Here is a 22,831-nt window from a genome sequence, read left to right on the forward strand (position 1 = left end):
CACCGGCCGGTCGTGCCCCGCGCGAAGGGCGGTTGGGCTTACAATGGCTGGCGAAGAGACGATTCAACTTCTCGTTATCATGGAACGAACGCTGCACCTCTGCTCATGTCCCCTGTCGGTCGGGTTCCAGACCCGCCGGGTCGCGGCCATCCTTGCCGTGTTTGGCGTTGGATCGGCGCCTGCCATCGATGACCATTCCAAGCGGTGAAATGTTAAAGACGCTGCTGCTCGTGCTCGACCTTGCGGGCACCTTCGTGTTCGCGCTGAGCGGAGCGCTGGCGGGAGTCAAGCGCAGGCTGGATTTCTTCGGTATTCTGGTCCTGTCTTTTGCGGCGGCCAATTCCGGCGGCATCGCGCGCGACGTGCTCATCGGCGCCACGCCGCCGGCGGCCATCAGCGACTGGCGCTACCTGGTTGTCGCGCTGTGCGCGGGCGTGTTGACCTTTTTTGCACACCGCGCAATCGAACGCGTGCATGGTTCCGTCCTTGTGTTCGATGCGGCGGGACTGGCGCTGTTCGCGGTCGCCGGTACGCAAAAAGCACTGGCGTTCAATCTCAATCCCCTGATGGCTGCCGTCTTGGGCATGGTCACGGGCATCGGCGGCGGTATCGTGCGCGATGTCTTGTTGACCGAAGTGCCCGCAGTGCTGCGTGCGGAGATCTACGCGTTGGCGGCCCTGGCCGGCGCTTTGGTCGTGGTGGCAGGGCACTTGCTGTCCTTGCCGAGCGCCCCCGTCGCCGTCGTTGCAGCGAGTCTGTGTTTTGCGATCCGCGTCCTTGCCCTCCAGCGCAACTGGCAATTGCCGTCGGCCGCTTCGCGGAAAGGGCGAGGGCGCTAGCACGGCCCTGGCCGGGCAAGCTGCGGTAATTTGGCATTCCAGCGCCAGCCGCTATACTGGATCGCATAGCCGCAACGGGGGAGGTGTGATGAACATCCAATCCAGCCAGACCATTGACCGCGTCCTTTCCAGTCTCAAGGGCATGCTCCCTTCGCTCGAGGCGCTGTACACCGATGTCCACGCCCATCCCGAGTTGTCAATGCAGGAAGAGCGCACGGCCGGGTTGGCGGCGGAACGGCTGCGGTCAGCGGGATTCGACGTGACGACCGGCGTTGGAAAGACAGGCGTGGTCGGTCTGCTGCGTAACGGTCCCGGCCCCACCGTGATGTTGCGCGCCGACATGGATGCGCTTCCGATCAAGGAAATGACAGGCTTGCCCTACGCGAGCACCGTCAGCGCCACAGACCGTGCCGGCGTGACGGTCCCCGTCATGCACGCATGCGGGCACGATATGCATGTGGCCTGGCTGGCGGGCGCAACAGCCGTCCTGGCACAAGCGCGCGACGCCTGGAGCGGCACATTGATGGCGGTGTTCCAGCCGGGCGAGGAAACAGCGGAAGGCGCGCGGTCCATGATCGACGATGGCTTGTTTTCCCGGTTTCCAAAACCCGATGTCGTGCTTGGCCAGCACGTCATGGTCGGCGCCGCAGGTGATATTGGTGGCCGGACCGGCACCATCACGTCGGCCGCCGACAGTCTGCAGATCCGCTTGTTCGGGCGTGGCGCCCATGGTTCCATGCCGCAGTCGAGCATTGATCCCGTGGTGATGGCTGCGGCAACCGTGATGCGTCTGCAAACGATCGTCTCACGTGAAATCTCGCCAAACGAAGCGGCGGTCGTAACAGTCGGTGCGTTGTTGGCGGGAACAAAGGAAAATGTGATTCCGGACGAAGCCATCATCAAGCTGAACGTACGAACCTACGATGAGAATGTACGCAAGCGTGTGCTTGATGCGATCAAACGCATCGTCAATGCCGAGGCTGCCGCGTCTGGCGCGCCCAAACCGCCCGAGATCACCACTCTCGACAGCTATCCGATGGGTTCCAACGATGCCGCGTCGAGCACCCGTATCGGCGATGCGTTCCGGGCCTATTTCGGGCCAGACCGGGTGCGGGTGACCGGGCCTACCTCGGCAAGTGAGGATTTCGGGTCGTTCGGACAGGAATGGCATGTTCCTTCGGTGTTCTGGTTCGTCGGCGGCGTCGAACGCGAGGTCTACGCCAAGGCCAAGGCCGCCGGTGAAGTCAGCAAGATTCCAAGCAACCACAGCCCCTATTTCGCGCCGGCAATTCATCCGACACTAGAGACTGGCGTTGAGACGCTGGTGGTCGCGACCCTGGCATGGTGCGGACGGGACGACGTTCAATCGAGCTGAGTTGTTGCGCAGCGTCCCCGAACGGCACGCGCGCCAGTTGCGCTAACCCCCCGCGATGTTTTCCGGGACAAATATCTTTGCTATGCTGCCCAGGTTTCCGCCGCCTTGGCAATGCCACAGCGGCCCCCTCATTTCCCTCGGAGCAGAATATGGTTTCCCTGCAAGAACAACTCTTGAAGGCCGGCTTGGTCAATAAGCAGAAGGTCAAGGTGGCCAACCACGAAAAGAGTAAACAGCAGAAGCTGGAGCGCCGCACCGGCGTGCAGACTGTTGACCCAGTGCGAGAGGCCGCGCTCGAACTACGGCGCAAACAGGCCGAGCGGGCACGCGAGTTGAACGCCCAGCGCGACGCTGCGGCTGCCGAAAAGGCGGTGGCCGCCCAGATTGCCCAAATGGTCCAGCAGAACCGGCAGGGCAAGGGCGGCGGTGAGCTCGCCTACAACTTTGCCATTGGCACCCGGATCGAGCGCATTCACGTTTCCGAGAAGATACGTGACCATCTGGTTGCCGGTCGCCTGGCTATCGTCGCACTTGGCGACACTTTCGAACTGGTGCCGCGCGCGATCGCCGACAAGATCGCCGAACGCGCTCCCGAAAGTGTGGTGCGCACTAACAAAACCAGCCCCGAGGTCGATGCCGACGATCCCTACGCCGAGTTCAAAATCCCGGACGATTTCAACTGGTAAGCGCGCGTGCGCCCTTGAACTCCAGGATTAGCGAAAAAACTGACAGCCAGGCATTCCCGTCAGCCCTGTCTCGCCAGTTCCGCCAATCGCCTGCAGTCCGCAACCAGCCGGCGTTCGTCCACATTGGTCACGCCCAGCAGTAAACCGCTTGGTTGCGGGGCGTGCGCATACCAAGGAGACAGCGGCGCCGGCGCGAGCCCGAACGACAGCGCGCGCAGCGCAAGGTCCACGTCCGACACGGGCGTGCGCAGCCGTGTCAGGACCGCCATGCCGGCCGTCGCCTGCACATCGAGTACATCCGCGGCCACTTCGTGCAAACAGCGCACCAGCGCTTGCCGCCGCCCGGCATACAGCCGCTTCATGCGGCGCAAATGGCGAAGGTAATGCCCATCGTGCAGGAAACTCGCCACGGCGCACTGGGTGGTCGCGGCCGGCGCCGGTGCCAGGCAGGCCGCGAGGTCGCCGAACCCGGCCACCAGTTCTGGCGGGACAACCAGGAAGCCCAAGCGCAAGGTCGGGCTGATGGTCTTGCTGAAGGTGCCACAGTGAAGCACCCGCCCGCCGTCAAGCGACGCGAGGGCCGGGGCGGCCCGTCCTTCCAACTGCAACTCACTCAAATAATCGTCTTCGAGAATCCAACTGTCGTTGCGATGCGCCCATTCAATCAATTCCAGCCGACGGGGCAGTGACATCGTTACGCCAAGCGGCGCCTGCTGGCCCGGGGTGACGACGGCCAGCGCCGCATCGGCCGCGATCGCGATGCCGGCTTCGACATCCAGTCCTTGATCGTCCACCGGGACCGCGCTTGTCGTCATGCCTGCCAGTTTGAGCGCGGTGCGCGTCAGCGGGAAACCGGGATCCTCGACCCAGGCCTTGTTGCCTTCCAGTCCGAGGCCGCGGATCGCCAGCCCGAGCGCTCCCGAGAAGCCGGCTGTGATCAGCACCTGCGACGGGCTGCATCGAATGCCGCGGGCGATGGCCAGATAGGCTGCGATTTCGCGTCGCAACGCCGGCTCGCCACGCGGATCAGGGTAGCCGACCGGCGCCACTGCGGTGCGGCGCGCCTCGCGTGTAAGGATGCGCGACCACAATTTGTACGGGAATTCATCCTGGGCCGGCACGCCCATCTGGAACGACAGCGGCCGGGTACCGAAGTCGTGGAAGAGATCGAGCATCGTCGATGGCCGCTGCGTCCATCCCGACGTACAGGACTGTGGCGGGCGCTCGGTGACGCGCGTTCCCGCTGCGCCCAGGCCTACGGCAAGTTGCTCGTCGATAAGACGTTCGTACGCAATGCGCACCGTACCACGCGAGACGCCCAGTTGCGCGGCCAGGTCGCGCCAGGAAGGCAGCTTTGCATTGGCCGACAACTTTCCCGACTGAATGGCATCGCGTATGCCCGCGTAGATCTGTGTCGCCAGTGGTGTCTTCTTGGAGCGATCGAGCCCGATGGAAAGCGTGGTCATCGTCCATGGTACAACGAAACACGCAAATCTTGGCACTGTTCTTTGGCCACCCGGAGGCGCAAGCTTTCGTCTGCGGCATGAGCCGCGTGAATCAAAACCTGAGCCGGCACGATCGTCCTGCAGCGAACGCCGCTCATCGACTGGAGATATCAAATGACGCAGCGTATGGATTACAACGCGGCCACACCGGCCGGCATGAAGGCATTGGGCGGAGTGTATGGCCATATCTTGCAGTGTGGACTGCCGAAGGTGCTGATCGACCTCGTCTATCTCCGCGTTTCGCAGATAAATGGCTGCGCCTACTGCATCGACATGCATTCGCGTGATCTGCTCAAGGAAGGCGTGTCACTCGAAAAGCTGATCCTCGTCCCGGCATGGCGCGAGGGCGGGACCTTGTTTGACGCAACCGAACGCGCGGCACTTGCCTGGGCAGAGACGGTGACGCTGGTCGCCGAGACGGGCATTCCGGACGCAGACTATCAGGCCGTCGCCGCCGTGTTCAGCCCACAACAGTTAGCTGATCTCACGATTGCAATCGGCCTGATGAACGCGTACAACCGGATGGCGATCAGCTTCCGGGCGGTTCCGGCAGCGGTGGCCAGGGCACTTGAGCCGGCTTGATGCGATGAGCAATCCTGACATTTTTGGTGTGAAAATACCGGACAGTGCCATCGCCCGCGACATCACCCAGCTCGTTCGCGACACGGAAAGCGACATGCTCTTCCAGCATTCACGGCGCGTCTTTTATTGGGCCGCCATGACCGGGCAGCGCATGGGGCTCAAGTTCGACCCTGAGCTGCTGTACGCCGCTGCCATGTTCCACGATATCGGCATCACGCCGCATTACCACGAGAGCCAGCTTCGCTTCGAGGTGGACGGGGCGAATGCGGCGCGTGAATTCCTGCGCGGGCGTGGGATCGCGGAAAGCGATGTGGAGAAGGTATGGCTGGCGATTGCCCTTCATACGACGCCCGGCATTCCTGAACACATGCACCCCGAAATCCGCCTGGTGCAGGCGGGGGCGGGAATGGACATGGCGGGACGCGGTTACGAGGATTTTACGGAAGAGGAGCGGGCGGCGGTCACTGCCGCCTGTCCTCGCAGCCACAATTTCGCCAACGAAGTGATCGACACTTTTTATGAAGGGCTGAAGCACCGGCCAGCGAGTACGTTCGGCACCTTCAATGACGATTTTCTCGCGGCGAAAGATCCTGGCTTCGAACGGGGCAATCTCTGCACGATTATTTTGAGATCGCCCTGGCGCTGATCTTGGCATTCAGGACTCCCAGCTTGTCTGGATTGCGCACGACATAAATCGCCGCGATGCGCCCATCGCGCAGGTCGAACGAAGTGACGGAATCCGGCATACCGTCGCGCCAGGTCAGCAGCCCGGGTTCGCCGTTGACCATGATGATTTCGTGACGGCCCCGATCGGTCCACTTGCGCTCGATGCCGGCCACCAGGCGTGCCACGCGCCCGGCGCCCGCCACGATGCGTACCGTGGTTCTGGCTTTGCCGCCGCCGTCCCCGGTGTAGGTGGCATCGTCCGTGAGCAACGCCATTACCTGCTGCGGATCGTACGAGCGCGCCGCCTCGATGAATCGTCCCAGCAGTGCCAGGTGCGCTTCGCGCTGGACCGTAAAGCGTGGCCGCTCCGCGCGCACCCGCTCGCGCGCACGCTGCACGATCTTGCGGCACGCTGCCTCGGTCTTGCCGACCATCGCCGCCACCTCGGGGTAGTCCACATCGAAAACCTGATGCAGCAGGAACACCGCGCGCTCTTCCGGGCCGAGGCGCTCGAGCATGAGCAGGAAGGCGGTCGAGATGTCGCTCGCCAGTTCCAGCGCCTCGGCCGGCGAACCGGCCTGCGCGTCGAGCAGCGGCTCGGGCAGCCAGGGCCCTACATAACGCTCGCGTTCGCCCATCATGCCGCGCAGGCGGTCGATCGACAGCCGCGTTACCACCGTGACCAGCCAGGCTTCCGGGGTGTGCGCTTCTACCGATCCGCGCATGTGCCAGCGCAGCCATGCTTCCTGGACGATGTCCTCGGCGTCGGCGCGCAGGCCGAGCATGCGGTAGGCGATCCCGAACAGGCGCGGGCGCAGGCGGTGAAAGGTGTCGGTTGCGGTATCCATGTTCCTCTAGACGGATAAAACGCTGCGGGTGTGACAGGTCCGGGGAAAAAAATAGATCGGGACAATCCTGTCACAGAACCCACGGCCATGTCGACTAAGCACTGTAAGCCCACCCAACTCATCGATTAAGGAGTACATCATGCAACGTCTCGATTTTTCCAAAGCCTCGCCGTCCGCCTACAAAGCCCTGCTCGCCGTGGAGAACACCGTGCGCGAGAGCGGCCTGGAAGCCAGTCTGCTCGAGCTGGTCAAGCTGCGCGCATCGCAGATCAACGGCTGCGGCTACTGCGTGGACATGCACGCCGCCGACGCGCGCAAGGCCGGGGAGAGCGAGCGGCGCTTGTATGCGGTCGCAGTCTGGCGCGAGACGCCGTTCTTCACGGCGCGCGAACGCGCCGCACTGGCCTGGGCCGAGGCGCTGACCCGGCTGTCCCAACAGCCCGAGCTGGAGCGCGAATATGGCGCGCTCAAAGGGCAGTTCAGCGACAAGGAAATGGTCGACCTGACCCTGGCTGTGATCGCGATTAACAGCTGGAACCGCATGGCGATCGGTTTCGGGGTGCAGCCCGCGGCCTGATCCTGTCCGCGGGTTCACCGCTCTGCTACCGGCCCGGGCCGCTGCGGCGCCGCGCGATGTTGTGAATCCCTGGCACTACCAAGGACACCTGTCGTCAATGCCGTCCCCAGGACGATCAAACAGCTGCCCGCCGCCAACCGCCAACTCACGCCTTCGCCGAGAAACAGCACCGGCCACAACACACCAAACGCAGGGACAAGGAATGGCACGGCCATGGTGCGCGAGGCGCCGACGTTGGCAATCAGCCGGAAAAACAGGACGTAGGCGAACGCCGTGCAGCCCACGGTCAATGCTGCCAAGGCGGCCCACGCATGCGGCGAAGGCGCTACTGCAGGGCGCAGCAGCAGGGCCGGTATGGCAAGCACCAACGCGGCGACCAGTTGGCTGCCGGTGGCAACGGCGAGTGGCGGCACATCCGCCACGCGCTGCTTGCTGTAGTGCGCCGCGAATGCATACAGGAGCGTGGCTGCCACGCACGCGACGACGGCCCATCCGGTCGCAACGCTGCCTGGGCCAGTCTTGAAGCCGGCGTTATCCCACACCAGCCACGTGACGCCCGCAAAGCCAAGCGCCAGGCCAAGTGCCCGTTCCTTGCCAATGGGCTGGCCCAGCCACAGCAATCCGATGACGGCTGCGTACAAGGGCGTGGCCGCGTTGAAGATCGCCGACAGGCTCGCGTTGATGCTCAGCGCCGCGAACGAGAACAAGACAAATGGCAGCGCCGAATTGGTCAGGCCCACGATCACGATCGGCCTCCAGTGACCTGCCATGGCGCGAACGCTCCCGTCTCGCCGCGCAGCCAGCAAGGGAAGCAGCAGGATTGCCGCGCCGGCGGCCCGGGCGCCGGCCATGGTGACGGCGCCAAATTCACCTGCGCCAACGCGCATGAAGAGGTAAGAGGCGCCCCATAGCGCAGCGAGCACCAGTAAGCGGGCGATGTCCGGTGTTTTCAATTGTTCTTCTCCTTGATGTCGTCACTGCAGCGCGCTGCGTTGGGTAGTCGCGCTGTCGCCGATTGCAACGACCTTGGGTTCGTGCGATGGCATGACGCTGTCGAGCGTGCGCAGGAAGGTGGGGGCATCCTGAAAGCCAATGACGCGTTTCTCGACCATTTCCTGGCCGGCCGCGTCGAACACGATGATCCCCGGTGGCCCGAACAGGCCGAAGCGTTTGAGCAATGCGCGGTCGTCTGCATCGCTGCCCGTCACGTCCGCCTGCAGCAGGACCCCGCCACCCAGCTTCTCTGCCACTTGTTTGTTGGCGAAGGTGCTTCGTTCCATCTCTTTGCATGCAACGCACCAGTCGGCGTAAAAGTCCAGCAGGACCGGCTTGCCATGGCTGCTTGCCAGGGCTGCGTCAAGTTCGGCCGCAGTTTTGATACGCGTGAACCGTAGCGCGCTGTCGTTGGCGCGCGCCGAAGCCAGCGGCGATACCGGATCGGATGCACCGGTCACCACCCCGAATACCTGCAAGCCGCCAGCCGTCGCAAGCACAAGTGCCGCGCTCCACGCAGGCAAACTGCGGCGGGTCGAGAGCAGGTAGGCCGCGTAGCCGAAGGCGAGGGTGGCCCAGCCCAGCATCTGTGCCCGAACGGGGAGGATTGGACTGACCAGCCACCACGCCGTTGCCAGGAGAACGACACCGAAGAACCGCTTCACCTCTTCCATCCATTTGCCGGCGCGCGGCAGCAGTGTACCCGCCGAAGCGCCAACGAGCAGCAGCGGCACGCTCATCCCCATGGCCAGCGAGAACAGGGCGGCGCCGCCCACCACGACATCGTGGGTCTTGCTGATGTACACGAGGGCGCCAGCCAGTGGGGCGGCGACGCATGGCCCGACGATCAACGCGGACAGCGCGCCCATCGTGAATACCCCGGCCAATGTGCCGGACGTCTGCCGGTTGGCCGCGCTGGCCAGCCTTGCCTGAAGCGCCGCCGGCACCTGCAATTCATATAGCCCGAACATAGAGAGGGCCAGGCTCGCCATCACGAGCCCGAAAGCGCCCAGCACCCACTGATTCTGCAGCAGGCCCGCCAGGCCTTCGCCGGCCAGGCCGGCCGCCACACCCATGGCCGTGTACACCATCGCCATGCCAAGCGCGTAGGTGGCGGAGAGCATCAGCCCGCGCTCACGGCTGGCTTGCCTGGCGTCGCCAACGATAATCGATGAGAGGATCGGCACCATCGGGAGCACGCAAGGGGTGAATGCCAACCCTAGCCCGAGCGCAATGAAAAGAGGCACGATGACAAGAAGTCGTCCGCCCTTGAGCGCTTGCTCGACGCTGCCGGTCGTGGCCGGGGCCGCGTTTGTGGCACCGCTGCCGCGCAGCGTTGCCGTCGCCTGCTGCGGCAGGTAGCACAAGCCCGCGTCGGAGCAGCCTTGCGAGCTGACGGTGAGGCCGAACGGCCCGCTTGCCCGCACCGGGATCATGATGGTGACCTGCTTGCGGTAGGTTTCCACGTCCTTGTTAAAGGTGTGGTCAAACTTGATGGCGCCGCGCGGGAATGCGGGCTCGCCGAGCGCGGCCCCTTTGGCGGAAAACCGGAACCTTTCGCGGTACATGTAATAGCCGTCCGCAATGTCGAACGTCACTGCGGCGGTGCTCGCGTCGGCCATGCGCGCGCTGAATTTGAACGCCGCATCCGGCTCAAGGAATGCCTCGTCGGCACGCGCATGGCCGCCGAGACCCGTAGCGAGCAACAACGCCAAAAACACGGCCGCGGCGCTTGCTATCGCGCGCAGGGCGCGCCATAACGCGGAAAAATGTGCGTACATGAGGTCTCTCCTGGATCAACGCTGCTTCAGTTGCTGGACCGCCTGCCCCAGGCCGGTGTCATTTGGCCCGAGCACTTGCGCTACGCGGTTATGCGCATCAATCAGCACCACGGACGGAAATTGCCGGATGCCGAAAGCGCCGAAAATGTCACCGCTTCGGTCGAGCACCAGAGGAATCGTGGTCTTGTTGGCTTTCCCGTATTCGGCCAGTTCCTTGTTGCTCGTCCAGAGCGGGGCCGAAATGGCGAACCATTCGACATTCGGCTGCCTCGCGAGCCGTTCAGACTCGATGCGTACCCGGCGGCAGGCCCGTGCGACAGCAGGGCGGCTGCCTGCCAGATAGGTTTCGCACCAGGGCGAGAAGAACACCAGCGCGTGCGCTTTGCCGGGCGTGAGCGACACTGATCTGCCATCCGTCGTTCCGAGCGTGATGCCGTTCACCTGGTCGCCTACCTTCAGCGCCGCCGGCTCGCTCGCGGGCAGCGCGAAAGCAGTGTTGGTTCGGCCAGGCTTCTCCGACATCAGCTTCTGCAGCGCGGCGTCCAGCTGTCGGTCGGCGGCGTGTCCCACGTACTCGATGCGGCCATCGGCTCCGATCAGGACGTGCTGCGGAGTCACCCGAAGATTGAGCTTGCGGCCCAGGCTGCCGTCATCGATCACGATCGGCATGCGCAGGCCGTGCTTTGCGCGATAGGCGCGTACGTCGGCTTCGGTCTCGCTGAAGCCCGTATTCACCGCAATAATGGCGATGCGGTCGCCGTACTTCTCGTAGATCCGCTCGAAGCCGGGCATCTGCTCGCGGCAGGGAACGCACCACGTTGCCCAGAACTTGAGGTAGACCGGCTTCTTTCCATAGAACGATGCGAGATCGATGTGCGCCCCGTCGATCGTGGTCATCGCCGCCGTGGGGCCCGGCTGTCCGATCAGGTTGCGGCCTGCACTTGCCGCACGGCTGTTGCCGTCTCCGGCGGTGTCGGCGGCGTTTTGGGCAGGCTTCATTTCTTGCGCCGAAACGAGCGCGTGGGAGGCGAAAAACAAGAGGATTGCCGCAAGCGGCTTGCTGTATGGTTGGCTACGCATGACTTGCCTTATGGGTTGGGACAAGCCAATGGTACTGAGCGCATGAACCAATAAAAAGACGCAAGAATGGTGCAGAGTTGTGTACCATTCACCCATGAAGCGGCCTGAAAAAACAAAAGACGTATTCGGTATTGCAGGCTTTTCTGTCGATATCGATCGCGGCGCGCGGGAATCGCTCGCCGATCAGATCAGCGCGGCGGTCGGGCGCGCTATCCGCGAAGGACAGCTCGGTCCGGGCGCCCGGCTGCCCTCGTGGCACGACCTGGCGGCCCAGCTGGGAGTTGCGCGCGGCACGGTCCGGATGGCCTATGAAAACCTGCGCGACCAGCAGCTGATCGTGACTGCCGGCGCGGCAGGCACCCGGGTCGCCGAGGATGCGCGCCCGGCGGCGAGTGGCCTGACCCTGGCGCGCGCGACGCCTGCGCCGGCGCGGCCGGGGCGGCCCGGCATTTTCCAGATCGGTGTACCGTCGCATGACGCATTCCCTTTCAAGACCTGGTCGCGCATCATGGGCCGGGCCGCGCGTGCGGCGGCCGCCGCGCCAGTGGGATACCCCGACCCCAGCGGTGAGATCGAACTGCGCTCGGAAATTGCCGCGTATCTCAGCATTGCCCGCGGCATCGTGTGCGCGCCATCCCAGATCTTTATCTGCAATGGGTTCGGTGGCGCGCTTGCGGCCGTCCTGCGCGCACTTGGGATGGAGGGCAAGAGCGCATGGATGGAAGAGCCGGGCTTCTCGGTGAGCCGCGAAATTCTCCGCATGTCCGGCGTGACACCGGTGCCGGTCCCCGTCGACGCGGAGGGGCTGGATGTGGCAGCGGGCATGGCGGCGGCGCCGCAGGCGTCGCTGGCGATCGTTACCCCCGGCCAGCAAGCACCGCTGGGCATGACGCTGTCGCTGCGGCGGCGCCACGCGTTGCTGGAGTGGGCCGCGGCGTCGGGCGCGTGGGTGATCGAAGACGACTACCTGGGGGAACTGCAACTGCAAGGCCGCGCCACGCCCGCGCTGGCCTCACTGGACCGTGAGGGGCGGGTGGTCCACATCGGCACCTTCAGCAAGACGATCAATCCAGGTTTGCGCGTTGGTTTTCTGATGGTCCCGCCCGCGCTCGTGGACGCGGTGACCCAGGTGGTGACCGTGTACTCAGCCGCACCCACGCCGACGGTACAACTTGCCGTCGCCGAGTTCATGCGCGATGGCCACTACTTGCGCCATCTGCGCCGCATGAAGCGCTTGTATGCCGAGCGCCGGCGGCTGCTGATGCAGTGCTTGCGCGAGCTGTCGGTACCCGCTGTCGAAGCGGGGCTGGCGGTGTTGGTGCCGCTTGCCGATGGCGTCGACGATGTGGCCGCGGTTGCAAAGGCACGTGAAGTCGGCATGTCGCCCGCAGCCCTGTCGTGGTGGCACGCGCAGCCGGGCCGGCGCGACAGGGGACTCTTGCTGGGCGTGACGAACGTGCAGGAGCAGCAGGTCGCGGAACATTGTGTGCGCCTCGCCGGCATCTGCGCGGCGCGCCAGGGCGCCGCTTACGCCAGCAGGAAGGGTAAAGTGCGTGCCGGCGACCGATGGGAATGCCGCGCGAATGCGCGGTATTTTCTCTTGCTCATCCATTTGAACCGGACGCGACGGCGCCACCGGTTTTGAACGCGAGGGCAGGAAACCTGCCCACCCTAACCGGGTAGCGTCAGGCCGGGCTCTCTTTCATGTACACCAGCCCCCAGTTGTGGCCGTCGAGATCCTCGAACCCGTAGCTGTACATGAAGCCATAGTCCTCGGGCGGGTGCGGCGCCTTGCCGCCGGCGGCGATGGCCTTGGCCACCAGGTCGTCGACTTCCTGCTGGCTCTCGCAGCTCAGGCAGAGCAGCGCTTCGGTTTCCTCGTGCGCGTTGATGATGGCCTTCCTGGTCAGTGTCCTGAAGAAGTCCTCGGTCAGCAGCATCGCGAGAATGCTGTTCTCTGAAATCACCATGGCTGCGCCATGCTCATTGGTGAACTGCGGGTTGAACGTATAGCCCAGCGCGGAGAAGAAGGCTTTCGACTTCTCCAGGTCCTTGACCGGCAGGTTCACGAAAATCTGCTTGTTCATGGTGATTCCTTTTCAGGGGTGAAAATACCTTGTCGAACGGGGGAGCATGAAATCGACAGGCGACGCCCAAATTTTTCGATCTGATGCGGCGCCTTGCAGGATTGTCATCAAACTGACACAGCCGTTCGCTACATTCTTGGCCATCCGCGGCAGCCCGCCGCCACCGTCTCTACGACCAAGGAGCCATAGAATGACCCAAGACCACGACCTGTCCCGCCGCCGCATTATGCGCCTGTTCGGGGCAGCTCCCATGCTGCCGTTGACCTCGTTTGGCGCCGGCGCGCTGCTCGCCGGCTGCGGCAGCGACAATGGCCCCGTTGCCGAACCCACGCCGCCCGCGCCCGTCAACCTGGCCAGCGTGACCTTCAGCGCCACCCCGGCGCCCACGCTTGCCAACGCGGCGGCCATGGCCACCACCAACGTCGCCTCGACCATGACGGTCAGCTTCAGCGACAGCAGCAAGATCGACTTCAAGCTGTCCTACCAGCCCTTCTTCATCACCGGCGACATGGTACCGGACGGCAAGGGCGGCAAGATCCTGGCCGGCGGCTATTACGACATCAACAACAAGCCAATCATGGACACCACCGTGGCCGGCAAGGAGCGCCAGTTCTTCTCCGATTCGCCGGACGGCACCTCGCTGCTCTCCGTGCCCAACGCCACCGTGACCGGCGTGAAGGGCAACACCGTGTTCGCGGTGGTGCAGTTCGAGTACACCACCTGGGCGCAGGACGGCGTGACCGGCATGTACGGCCGCCTGCCGTCGCCGATCGCGGTGCTGACGCTGGACCAGGACCGCACCACCGGCAAGCTCACCTTGGTGAAGTACTACAACGTGGACACCTCGGGCGTCAACGGCCTGTGGATCACCTGCGGCGCCAGCCTGTCGCCCTGGGGCACGCACCTGTCGAGCGAGGAATACGAGCCGAACGCCTTCACTGCCGACACCGACGCCCAGTTCAAGGCATTTTCCAAGAACCTGTACGGCAGCGAGACCGCGGCCAAGGCCTACAACTACGGCCACCTGCCGGAAGTGACGGTCAACCCGGACGGCACCGGCACCATCAAGAAGCACTACTGCCTTGGCCGCATCTCGCACGAGCTGGTGCAGGTGATGCCGGACAACCGCACCGTCTTCATGGGCGACGACGCCACCAATAGCGGCTACTTCGTGTTCGTGGCGGACCGCGAGAAGGACCTGTCCTCGGGCACGCTGTACGTGGCCAAGGTCGGCGCCGGCTTTTCGCTCGACCCGGCGGCGGCCCCGGCCCCGCTCACCTGGATCAAGCTCGGCTCGGCCACCAGCGACGAGATCCGCGCCCTGGCCAGCTCGCTCAAGCCGACCGACATCATGACGGTGAAGACGGCCGACCCGCAGGACCCGGCGTACAAGAAGATCGTCGTCAACGGCAAGGTCGAGTGGGTCAAGATCAACGCCGGCATGGAGAAGGCCGCCGCCTTCCTCGAGACGCACCGCTACGCCGCTTTCGTTGGCGCGTCGATGGGCTTCACCAAGATGGAAGGCACCACGGTCAACATCAAGGACAAGGTGGCTTACTCGGCGCTGCAGAACTGCGTGACCTCGATGGTCGCCGGCCACGCGCTCAATGTGCCGGGCAACGGCATTTCGATCCCGAAGATGCTGGACGCAGGCGCGGTGATGGCGCTGAGCCTGAAGGGCGGGCAGAAGGATACGAACGGCAACGCCATCAACAGCGAGTGGATGCCGGCCGATACCAAGGCGCTCCTCGTCGGCGAGGACCTGGCCGCAGCGGACGCGCTGGGCAATACCGCCAACCCGGAGCGCATCGCGCAGCCGGACAACCTGAAGTTCTCGGAAAAGATGCGCACCCTGTTCATCGGCGAGGACAGCAGCCAGCACGTGACCAGCTTCCTGTGGGCCTACAACGTGGATACCAAGGTGCTGAGCCGCTTGATGTCCGTGCCGGCCGGCGGCGAATCGACCGGCCTGCATGCGGTCGATGAGCTGAACGGCTGGACCTACATCATGAGCAATTTCCAGCACCCCGGTGACTGGGGCTCGGCCCACAGCGGCGTCAAGGCAACGCTCGATCCGCTGGTGCGCGCGAACTACAAGGACAAGTTCGGCGCGGCGGTGGGCTACCTGACCGCGGACGTGAGCCAGGTGAAGCTGGCGAAAGGCTAAGCGGCACGGGCCTGAAGGCGATCGTGGACGGCAACGGACGCGATCGCTAGGGAACCGCTGAATTAATCTCGTTTCGACGGCCTGGCTCGCGGCACTGAGTAAAGGCAGCGCAACGCACGAGTCGGCGCCGGACGCGACGACGCTGCTCAAGTTCCGAAGCTACGGGTCGCCGGGATGCGCCATGTGCCAGCTTGGCTCGCATCAGGACGACGAGCAGGGCTGACACAATGGCGCATCACTTGAACCTATAGCCGCGCTATTCCAGAACGATGCTGCCGTTCGTTACACGGCCCGCCGCAGTGCCGGATGCCCCATGCGCATTGTCGTAATCGACCACGTCCTTTCGGCTCGTTGGATCGGTATGCCAGATCTTCAGGATGAAGCTGCCCTGTTCGCCCCCGGGCACGGCCGCCGACGTGGATAGCCTGAACTTGTAGCCGCCCGCTCCCCCGGCCGTACCGCTGCCTTCGAATACCTGCTGCGTACCCTGGCGGCCCAGCAGCCGCAAGTCCTGGCTGCGGAAGTCCAGGCCCGGCAGGTCGAACTGCAGCATGGCCGGGACGCGCTCTGCCTTCGCGGTCGTGTCGGTCGGGGCGATCAGGCGGAAGCTCGCTTTACCGGCATACCGTGGCGCTTGCGCGAACGCACCCGCCGGCGACATCAGCGTCCCGGCGCCGGCCACCGTACCGCCCGACGGCGCGGTGACCACAACGTCGTGGCTGACCGCGGTGCTGCGGCCGGTGCGGTCAACCACCGTGGCCGTGACGGTGTAGATGCCCGGCGCGGCGAAGCGGTGGCTGGCGGCGGCACTGCCGGCGCTGTCGCTCTCGCGCACCTGCCCCGCCTGCGCGGCGCTGCCGTCGCCCCAGGACCAGGTGACGCTGCGCGTGCCGACGCGGTCCTCGTCCGTGAAGGCCACCGAGGCCTGCAGCGGCATGCCGGTCTTGACCACGGGCGGCGCCACGACCGGGCCAAGCGCATGCCCGCACCCGCACTTCTGCTCCGGTTGCAGCAGCACCAGCCCGGCGTTCGAGCTCGCCACGATCGCTCCGCTGTCATTGATCGCGAACGCATCGTCCAGCACCAGTCCGTGCGGCGCATGGCGCAGGTATTTGTTCAGGTCCCGCATCCCGCGCTGCGCGGTCCAGATGAATGCGCGCGGATTGCCGGCCTTGTTCTGGGCGAAGCCGACGATCTGGTCCCTGTCGTTGACGCCCCTGGCTACCGACCCCAGGCCCCCCAGCGTGCCGAGATTGCGCGTGCCGGTGGCGGGCGTCCATGACATCGCCTGCTGGGGACGATCGACGAAATTGATGAGGCCCGCCATGTGCAGGCCGGGCGTCATTGCAAGCACGATCGGGCTGCCACCAGCCGACCCGATATCCACCATGCCGGTGGCCCGCGTCCACAGGAAGGCGCGTTCACTGAAGTCGGAGGGGAAAGCAAATCGATTGCCGGCCACCTCGCCCTTGGCGCCGACGGCCACGGGCAACGAACCGACGCTGTTCAGCGTGTCGATGTCCTCCATCCCGGCGCTGCGCGTCCAGACGAACGCATGCAGGCGGTTATCCGCGGTCGACGCCCCGCCGGCGATTTCGTCCGCGTCGTTGAGCGCTGTGCCGAAGGAATAGCCCCCCACAGCGAGCGTGCCCAGGTCTTCCAGGCCAGTTGGCGGGCTCCAGCGGAATGCGCGGTCGCCACCGTAGCGGTACGAGCCGGTGATGACGCCGTGGTTGTTGATCGCAGTCGCCATCGAGCTGCCGACGCCGGCAATCGTACTGAGGTCGAAGATGCCGGCGCTTCCAATCCAGACGAAGCCGTGCTGGACGCCCGATGCGGTGGTGGCGCGGCCGACCACCTGCCCGACGTCGTTCAGGTCGACCGCCACGACCTCGTCGCCGCCCAGGTTGCCGATATTCACCACGTTTCTGGTGTCAAAGACGTAGGTGGTGCTGTGGCCGCCACCGGTCCCGATCGAGAACGACACCTGCCCCTTGACATTGATTTCCGGGTTCGAGGCAAGCGTGACGGCGGGATACAGGTTGATCACGCGGTAGGTCGTATGGGTGGGGTGGGTTTTGCTCTCGGCGGTGCCGTAGGGCTGCGCCTGTTGCGCAACCGCCGCGCCGGCAGCGGCCAGCGCGACAAGCAGCACGGGCAGGCGAAACAGCGGCCAGGTTGCGCTGGCGGCCGGTTCGAGCTTGTCTTGAACGCGTTGCATGTTTTTCTCCTGATGGATGAAAACTGCTTCCGTCGCCATCGGCGGCGCCGTGGTCGGGTCGATCATGCGCCGTGCATATTCCGAACGCTTGATCGAAGTCCAGCTCGCTTGTCCTTTTGCGGTGAGTCAGTGCGACCGATGCGCGGACGCCAAGGACGGCCTTGACATTCGGTATGGCTTTCGATACGGAACGTTCGGCCAGCCCGCTGCTGGGCATTCAGGCCGACGCGCGCCGGCCCAGTGCGCAGGATTGCCTCAGCTTCGGCTGGCTGCGGGCGATGAATTCAGTGGTTCCCTAGCGCTCGAGCGCGGCACGCGCCGCGAGCATCTCGAGCAGGGCCAGCCCGAACGGCCAGTCGCCCAGCCTGGATTCGGCATTGATGTGGCCAAGGGCGCCGGCGTTGACGAATTCGCTTCCCCATCGGGCGGACCAGTCGCGCGCGCCGCCGGCCGACAGCCACGGGTCGTTCTCGCTGCCCACCACGACCGAGGGTACCGGCAGCGGGCCAACCGCGAGCTCGTGCTGAACGCCGAACTTGGCAGGATCCGCCGGCGCGACCAGCAGCGCGCCCGCCAGCTGGGGGACGCCGGCCGCAATGCGGTGTACGGTGGCAAGGCAGCCGAAACTGTGGGCAACGACGATAGCTGGCCGCGCCGAGCGCCGCAAGGCATCGCCCACCTGCGCCGACCAGGCAAGCAGGTCCGGGCAGTCCCAGTCCCGTTGCCCGATCCGCTCGAACCACGGATGCAATGTTTGCCAGCGCGTCTGCCAGTGGCCGGCGCCGCTGCCACCCAGTCCCGGCGCGACCAGCACGCGAAAATCCTGCAACTGCGAACCCATCTCGTCCCCTTACCGCTGCATGCCCCAGCGCCGCACCGTCAGTCTTTCAATGGTGCCGAACACGAGGTTTTCAACCACCAGGCCGACGATGACGACCACCGCCAGCCCGGCAAACACCTTGTCGGTGTAGAGCTCGTTGCGGTTCTGAAAGATGTACCAGCCCAGCCCGCGTTCGCCCGAAGTGCTGCCGAAGACAAGCTCGGCGGCGATGAGCGTGCGCCACGCGAACGCCCAGCCGATCTTCAGGCCGGCCAGGATCGATGGCAGCGCGGCCGGCACCAGCACCTGCCACACCAGCGCCAAGCCGCGCAGGCCATACTGGCGTCCGGCCATGCGCAGCGTCTCAGGCACCGCCCGAAAGCCGGCGTAGGTATTCAAGGCCAGCGGCCACAGCACGGAATGGACCAGCACGAACAGCAGGCTGCCCTTGCCCAGCCCGAACCACAGCAGCGCAAGCGGGAGCAGTGCGATGGCGGGCAGGGGGCTGAACATCGCGTTCAAGGTGCCGAGCAGCTCCTGGCCCAGCCGGGTAGTGGCCGCCAGTGCGCTCAACGCCAGCGCGCAGGCGGCGCCGATCAGGTAGCCTTGCAGCAGCACGCCGAGCGAGGCGGCCAGGTTGCCGGCGAGCTCGCCGGAAATGATGCCCGACGCAAGCGCTTTTGCCGTGGCGAAGAAGCCCGGCAGCATCAGCTCATTGCCCTGCCAGCGCGCGGCGGCTTCCCACAGCGCGGCCAGCGCCGCCAGGATCAGCAGCCGGCGCGCTGCCGCGACATGGGCCGCGCGCAGCAACGGGGATGCGGGTGTGGCGTGCGGTGGCGCGGCTTCCGGCACGCGCTCGTATTCGGGCCGGATCGGCGGGGACAACGGTGCGTTCATCGTACGCCCCCGATCGCCGCATCATGTGCGGCGGCCTGTGCTTCCTGCACCCCGAACAGCAGGCCATGCACGCGCCGCACGGCTGCCTGGAACTCGGCGCCGGCACTGTCCAGGTCGTACTGGTGGCTGTTGACCTCGGCGCGCACCTGGCCCGGGTGCGGCGACAGCAGCAGCACCCGGTTGCCCACCACCAGCGCCTCTTCGATCGAGTGGGTGACGAACAGCAGGGTGAAGCGCACTTCGTCCCACAGCGCGGTCAGAAGCTCCTGCATGCGGCGCCGCGTGAGCGCGTCGAGCGCGGCGAACGGTTCGTCCATCAGCAGCACTTCCGGCTGCATCGCCAGCGCCCGCGCGATCGCGACGCGCTGTTTCATGCCGCCCGAGAGCGTGTGCGGATAGGCGTCGGCGCAATGCGCCAGCCCGACCTTGTGCAGCCAGTAGCTGGTGGCCGCCTTGGCCTCGACGCGGCTCGCGCGGCCGCTGGCCAGCAGCGGGAACATCACGTTCTGCGCCACCGTTTTCCATTGCGGCAGCTGGTCGAACTCCTGGAACACGGCGATGCGGTCGGGGCCGGGCCCCAGCACCGGCTTGCCATCCAGGCTGATGCTGCCTTCGGCCGGCGCCACGAAGCCGCCCACGGCCTTGAGCAGGGTGGACTTGCCGCAGCCGGAAGGCCCGAGCAGGACGAAACGGTCGGCGCGGTGCACGTCGAAGCTGACGCGGTGGGTGGCGCGCACGGTGCGCCCGCCGGCGCTGTATTGCAGCGTCAGGCCGCGTGCGCGCAGGAGCGGTTGGGAGACCTGCAGGGCTTGCACGTTCATGATGCTTCGATCCTTTTCAGCTGCCGTTGGCGGTGGCGGCATCGTCGAAGAAGTAGTCGCGCCAGCTGCGCGGCTGGTGCTTGATCGCGCCGATCCGGTACAGGAATTGCGCCAGCGTGAAGGTGTTTTGCGGGACCACCGTGAAATGGACCTGCGGGTCCTTGATGGTCTTCACCAGCAGCGCGCGATCGATGCCGCCCTTGTTGATGCGCAGGTAGGCATCGGCGGCGGCCTCGGGATTGGCGCGGGTGAACGCCGCCGCCTCGGCCAGTGCCGCCACGAACGCTGCATAGGTCCTGGGATTCTCGGCGCGGAACTTCTCGGTCGCGTACAACACCGTGGCCGAGCTGGGGCCGCCCAGCACGTCGTACGAGTTCAGCACCACGTGCGCGTTCCGGTTCAGCGCCAGCTCCTGGTCCTGGAACGGTGGCGAGGCGAAGTGGCTCGTGATCTCGGTCTTGCCGGCGATGACTGCGGCGGCGGCATCCGGGTGCGGCAGCGCCTGGGTCAGCCGGTCGAGCCGGTTGAATTCCTTGTCGCCCCATTGCTTTGCCACGGCCAGTTGCAGGATGCGCGCCTGCACCGACACCGTCACCGCCGGCAGGGCAATGCGATCCTTGTCCGTGAAATCGGCCAGTGTGCGCACCGCTGGGTTGTTGCTGACCAGGAGGTAGGGGAAGCTGCCGAGCGAGGCCACGCCCTTGACGTTCTGGCGGCCGTGGGTGCGGTCCCACACCGTGAGCAGCGGGGCCACGCCGGCGCCGGCCACGTCGATGGCGCCCGAGAGCAGCGCGTCGTTCACGTTAGCGCCGCCGGACAGCCTGGTCCACTCGACCTGGATATCGACGCCGCGCGCCTTGCCCTGCTTTTCGATCAGGTGCTGGTCCTGCGCCACATTCAGCAGCAGGTACACCACGCCGTACTGCTCGGCGATGCGCAGCTTGCCCTCGGCGTGAGCGCTGCCGGCTGGCAGCAGGGACGCCGCGAGCAGGACCGGCGCAAGCGCACGGCGCAGCCGTTGTGTGAAGGAAGAGTGGGATGTCATGTTCAGGCTTTCGTGATCAGGTAAAAGGGGGTATCGCCCTCGATGGTGGTGCGGTACAGCTTGCGGCGCTGGTTGTCGGGGCAGCCGGTGGCCAGATGCATGACTGAGCGGTTGTCCCAGAACAGCAGGTCATGCGGCTGCCAGCGGTGGCGGTAGATGAATTCGGGGCGCACCGAATGGGCGAACAGCTGGTCCAGCAGGTCGCGGCTCTCGTCTTCCGGAATGCCCAGGATGCGGGTGGTGAAGTGCTCGCTGACGAACAGCGCGTTGCGGCCGTTTTCGGGGTGGGTGCGCACGATCGGGTGCGTCACCGGCTTGACCTCGGCGATCTGCCCGGGCGTCAGCTCCGGGCGCCAGGGGCTGCGCTCCTGCAGCTGCGCGTAGTTGGCCAGGTAGCTGTGCTCCGCATGCCGCCCTTCGACGGCCCGGCGCAGCGTCTGGGGCAGCTCGTCCCAGGCCAGGTGCATGTTGGCGAACAGCGTGTCGCCGCCGGTGGCCGGCAGCTCCTGCGCATGCAGCATCGAGCCCAGGCTTGGCAGCGCCTTGTACGACAGGTCGGAGTGCCACATGCGCCCGGCGTCGCCAAGGCCGATCGGCTTGCCGTTTTCCTTGATGTTGGAGACCACCAGAACCTCTTCGTGGCCAGGCAGCTGGAACTGGCGCAGCACATGGATCTGCAGCGGGCCGAAGCGGCGGCTGAAGGCGATCTGCTGCTGCGGCGTGATGTGCTGGTCGCGGAACACGAGCACATGGTGGTCGAGGTGGGCGCGGTGGATGCGCGCGAATTCTTCGTCGGGGAGCGGCGCGTGCAGGTCCAGACCGAGCACCTCGGCGCCGAGCGCCGCATCGAAGCGGCGGATCGCGACCGGCGCGTGCGGCAAGACGGATTGGGGGAGGGCAGACATGATGATTCGTTGGCAGTTGTGACCTGGGCCATTCTAGGTACGCCCAACAGCCAGGCCAACGAATCAAAACGCGCATCGATAGACGCGCCGCGCATCAGGCCAAAAAGGTTTATCGATATGTGTTTTTTGCCTACAGCGCGCGCGTTCCCGCGTTGACCAGTTCGGCCGGGTAATAGCGGCGGTAGGCGTTGAGCAGCGCGTGGTTGCGGTTGGCGGCGCGGATCGCTTTTTCAAGGATCTTGCGGTCGGCCTCCGGGATGCGCTTGGACAGGTACAGTCCGCCGAACGTCCACGGCAGTTCATCGAGCGGTTCGATCCGCAGGTTGGTCGCGATGTCGCTCACCCGCGGATCGACGACGGCGGCGCCGTACAGCGCGCTGGCGGGCATGATCGTCACGTCGGCCATGTTCGCTTTCAGCAGGCGCGCGACCTCGAGCGGATCTTTTTCGACGAGCAGCCGATGCTGGTCCTTCAGCTGATCGAGCGCTTGCCTGTACGCCGGGCCGTAGTCGAAGCCGCGCACCGCCGCCACGCGCAGGCCCGGCGTGGCCAGCAGTTCGGCCAAGGAGCGGATGGCAGGGCGAGTGCTCCCCTTGAGCGACACCATGACCGACCTGGTTTGTACCAGCGGAATGAAAACGCCGAACTGATCGCGCTTTTCCGAATGCGTGGACGCGAGCATCACGTCCGCGTCGCCCTGTTCGAACATGAATTCGAGGCGCGCGCGCGGGACCTGGGGCATGTGCAGCCGACAGCCGGCGCTGGTGGCCACCTGCTCGATGAACTCCACGAAGGCGCCGCCCGCCTTGTCGCCGTCCAGGGTCACCGAGAATCCCATGGGCGCGACCGGCACCTCCAGCGGGCGCGAGCAGCCGGCACTGGCCATCGACGATGCCATCGAGAGAAGCAAAACTGTCAACAATCGAACGAGAGCCA

Annotated in this window: 21 protein-coding genes; 8 read left to right on the forward strand and 13 right to left on the reverse strand. The window is 65.4% G+C overall.

Annotation, left to right across the window (positions count from 1 at the left end; genetic code table 11):
• Window positions 1–188 precede the first annotated feature (188 nt).
• The 3 genes from NX773_RS05570 (at window position 189) to NX773_RS05580 (ending at window position 2,900) form a co-directional block, all read left to right on the forward strand.
• The gene (locus NX773_RS05570) at window positions 189–839 is read left to right on the forward strand and encodes a trimeric intracellular cation channel family protein (protein ID WP_258855330.1); all 651 of its coding nucleotides are present in this window, start codon (window positions 189–191) and stop codon (window positions 837–839) included.
• Window positions 840–927: 88 nt separating this feature from the next.
• Window positions 928–2,214: a M20 family metallopeptidase gene (locus NX773_RS05575; protein ID WP_258855331.1), complete on the forward strand. Its 1,287-nt coding sequence runs from the start codon at window positions 928–930 to the stop codon at window positions 2,212–2,214.
• Window positions 2,215–2,363: 149 nt separating this feature from the next.
• Complete coding sequence (locus NX773_RS05580; RefSeq protein ID WP_258855332.1) at window positions 2,364–2,900, forward strand: DUF2058 domain-containing protein; 537 nt, start codon at window positions 2,364–2,366, stop codon at window positions 2,898–2,900.
• Window positions 2,901–2,959: 59 nt separating this feature from the next.
• Here the strand turns inward: NX773_RS05580 and pdxR (NX773_RS05585) are convergent, their stop codons facing one another.
• Window positions 2,960–4,366 carry a MocR-like pyridoxine biosynthesis transcription factor PdxR gene (gene pdxR, locus NX773_RS05585; RefSeq protein ID WP_258855333.1) on the reverse strand — a complete coding sequence of 469 codons (1,407 nt, stop codon included), beginning with the start codon at window positions 4,364–4,366 and terminating at the stop codon, window positions 2,960–2,962.
• A 153-nt stretch (window positions 4,367–4,519) separates the two neighbouring features.
• Here pdxR (NX773_RS05585) and NX773_RS05590 point away from each other — a divergent pair, with 153 nt between their 5' ends.
• Window positions 4,520–4,987 (forward strand): carboxymuconolactone decarboxylase family protein, encoded by a 468-nt coding sequence (locus NX773_RS05590; protein WP_258855334.1) that lies wholly within the window; start codon window positions 4,520–4,522, stop codon window positions 4,985–4,987.
• Window positions 4,988–4,991: 4 nt separating this feature from the next.
• A complete protein-coding gene (locus NX773_RS05595; protein ID WP_258855335.1) occupies window positions 4,992–5,633 on the forward strand; it encodes an HD domain-containing protein in 642 nt (213 codons plus the stop codon).
• Here NX773_RS05595 and sigJ read toward each other — a convergent pair.
• A complete protein-coding gene (gene sigJ / locus NX773_RS05600; RefSeq protein WP_258855336.1) occupies window positions 5,608–6,501 on the reverse strand; it encodes an RNA polymerase sigma factor SigJ in 894 nt (297 codons plus the stop codon). The genes NX773_RS05595 and sigJ overlap by 26 nt on opposite strands.
• Before the next feature lie 136 nt (window positions 6,502–6,637).
• On the opposite strand from sigJ, the gene NX773_RS05605 reads away from it, so the two are divergent.
• Entirely contained in the window at window positions 6,638–7,078 is a 441-nt protein-coding gene (locus NX773_RS05605) for a carboxymuconolactone decarboxylase family protein (protein ID WP_258855850.1), read from the forward strand.
• A 14-nt stretch (window positions 7,079–7,092) separates the two neighbouring features.
• Here NX773_RS05605 and NX773_RS05610 read toward each other — a convergent pair whose 3' ends face one another.
• The 3 genes from NX773_RS05610 to NX773_RS05620 are packed head-to-tail and all read right to left on the reverse strand — an operon-like array spanning window position 7,093 to window position 10,932.
• Window positions 7,093–8,031 carry a DMT family transporter gene (locus NX773_RS05610; RefSeq protein ID WP_258855337.1) on the reverse strand — a complete coding sequence of 313 codons (939 nt, stop codon included), beginning with the start codon at window positions 8,029–8,031 and terminating at the stop codon, window positions 7,093–7,095.
• Between the two features lie 21 nt (window positions 8,032–8,052).
• Window positions 8,053–9,852, reverse strand: coding sequence for a protein-disulfide reductase DsbD (dsbD, locus tag NX773_RS05615; RefSeq protein WP_258855338.1), 1,800 nt, complete (start codon window positions 9,850–9,852; stop codon window positions 8,053–8,055).
• 15 nt (window positions 9,853–9,867) lie between these two features.
• Window positions 9,868–10,932: a TlpA family protein disulfide reductase gene (locus tag NX773_RS05620; protein WP_258855339.1), complete on the reverse strand. Its 1,065-nt coding sequence runs from the start codon at window positions 10,930–10,932 to the stop codon at window positions 9,868–9,870.
• A gap of 94 nt (window positions 10,933–11,026) precedes the next feature.
• Here NX773_RS05620 and pdxR (NX773_RS05625) point away from each other — a divergent pair, with 94 nt between their 5' ends.
• Window positions 11,027–12,577, forward strand: coding sequence for a MocR-like pyridoxine biosynthesis transcription factor PdxR (pdxR, locus tag NX773_RS05625; RefSeq protein WP_258855340.1), 1,551 nt, complete (start codon window positions 11,027–11,029; stop codon window positions 12,575–12,577).
• A 40-nt stretch (window positions 12,578–12,617) separates the two neighbouring features.
• Here pdxR (NX773_RS05625) and NX773_RS05630 read toward each other — a convergent pair whose 3' ends face one another.
• Window positions 12,618–13,019 carry a VOC family protein gene (locus tag NX773_RS05630; protein ID WP_258855341.1) on the reverse strand — a complete coding sequence of 134 codons (402 nt, stop codon included), beginning with the start codon at window positions 13,017–13,019 and terminating at the stop codon, window positions 12,618–12,620.
• A 190-nt stretch (window positions 13,020–13,209) separates the two neighbouring features.
• Here NX773_RS05630 and NX773_RS05635 point away from each other — a divergent pair, with 190 nt between their 5' ends.
• On the forward strand, window positions 13,210–15,186 hold the full coding sequence (locus NX773_RS05635; RefSeq protein WP_258855342.1) for a PhoX family protein: 1,977 nt from the start codon (window positions 13,210–13,212) through the stop codon (window positions 15,184–15,186).
• Window positions 15,187–15,442: 256 nt separating this feature from the next.
• Here the strand turns inward: NX773_RS05635 and NX773_RS05640 are convergent, their stop codons facing one another.
• From NX773_RS05640 to NX773_RS05670, 7 genes are all read right to left on the reverse strand, one after another.
• The gene (locus NX773_RS05640; protein ID WP_258855343.1) at window positions 15,443–17,407 is read right to left on the reverse strand and encodes a PKD domain-containing protein; all 1,965 of its coding nucleotides are present in this window, start codon (window positions 17,405–17,407) and stop codon (window positions 15,443–15,445) included.
• Window positions 17,408–17,702: 295 nt separating this feature from the next.
• Entirely contained in the window at window positions 17,703–18,248 is a 546-nt protein-coding gene (locus NX773_RS05645; protein ID WP_258855344.1) for an RBBP9/YdeN family alpha/beta hydrolase, read from the reverse strand.
• A 9-nt stretch (window positions 18,249–18,257) separates the two neighbouring features.
• A complete protein-coding gene (locus tag NX773_RS05650; protein ID WP_258855345.1) occupies window positions 18,258–19,124 on the reverse strand; it encodes an ABC transporter permease in 867 nt (288 codons plus the stop codon).
• On the reverse strand, window positions 19,121–19,945 hold the full coding sequence (locus NX773_RS05655) for an ABC transporter ATP-binding protein (protein ID WP_258855346.1): 825 nt from the start codon (window positions 19,943–19,945) through the stop codon (window positions 19,121–19,123). Before NX773_RS05655 ends, NX773_RS05650 begins: the two co-directional genes overlap by 4 nt.
• Window positions 19,946–19,961: 16 nt before the next feature.
• Window positions 19,962–20,990 (reverse strand): ABC transporter substrate-binding protein, encoded by a 1,029-nt coding sequence (locus NX773_RS05660; protein ID WP_258855347.1) that lies wholly within the window; start codon window positions 20,988–20,990, stop codon window positions 19,962–19,964.
• 2 nt (window positions 20,991–20,992) lie between these two features.
• Window positions 20,993–21,895, reverse strand: a complete 903-nt coding sequence (locus NX773_RS05665) for a TauD/TfdA dioxygenase family protein (RefSeq protein ID WP_258855348.1) — start codon at window positions 21,893–21,895, stop codon at window positions 20,993–20,995.
• Between the two features lie 130 nt (window positions 21,896–22,025).
• Window positions 22,026–22,793 (reverse strand): substrate-binding periplasmic protein, encoded by a 768-nt coding sequence (locus tag NX773_RS05670; RefSeq protein WP_258855349.1) that lies wholly within the window; start codon window positions 22,791–22,793, stop codon window positions 22,026–22,028.
• Window positions 22,794–22,831 lie beyond the last annotated feature (38 nt).

This window comes from Massilia solisilvae (assembly GCF_024753215.1).
GTDB lineage: Bacteria > Pseudomonadota > Gammaproteobacteria > Burkholderiales > Burkholderiaceae_D > Telluria > Telluria solisilvae.